This is a genomic window from Vibrio sp. D173a, from assembly GCF_030248475.1.
In genome coordinates, this window is record NZ_JAHGAH010000639.1 from 1 (window position 1) to 639 (window position 639).

The window sequence follows — 639 nt, forward strand, 5'->3', positions numbered from 1 at the left end:
TGTTGGGCGTCAGAGTGAACCTTCTCTTTAGCTTTGCTGTGGGTGGAATCGCCCTGCAGCATGTGAAATCCGATCAAGAACACCAATATGCCACCTGTTATTCTGAGCGCGTACAGCGTGATACCGAACAGATCAAAGATCAGCTTGCCAGAAATCGCGAAAGTGCTGATGATGATGAAGGCGATAAACACCGAGCGAAAAGCGATGGATTTTACGGTCTCTCTGTCGTTGTCTCCGGTAAGCCCTAAGAAGATCGGCGTGTTGGCTATGGGGTTCATGATGGCGAAGAAACCCATAAAGACCGTGATGGTGTGAATGATCAGCTCTTTCATATTATTCCCTTAATAAAGATGGAGTTAACCTGTGTTACTCATCTGAGAATAGATAGTAGACCAAGTTGAGAACAAAAAATAGCCAGTATAATTACTGGCTATCTGTTTCGCGTTATTGTTAGTGTTTTTATATTAGTTGTAGAGGCTAAGCGGCTTGGCTCACCGCGACGGCTAGTGCCACCGTTGCTCCTACCATGGGGTTGTTACCCATACCGATGAAGCCCATCATTGCCACATGGGCAGGTACAGAAGAGCTACCAGCAAATTGGGCGTCAGCGTGCATTCTGCCCATGGTATCTGTCATACT

2 protein-coding genes are annotated in these 639 nt (G+C 46.6%); both read right to left on the minus strand.

What is annotated here, in order from left to right:
• Window positions 1-332 (minus strand): MarC family protein (locus KIV40_RS28145; protein ID WP_285352496.1); only part of this gene is annotated, 332 nt, incomplete at its 3' end.
• A 145-nt stretch (window positions 333-477) separates the two neighbouring features.
• Window positions 478-639: GGGtGRT protein (locus KIV40_RS28150; protein ID WP_285352497.1), on the minus strand; the 162-nt coding region annotated here is incomplete at its 5' end.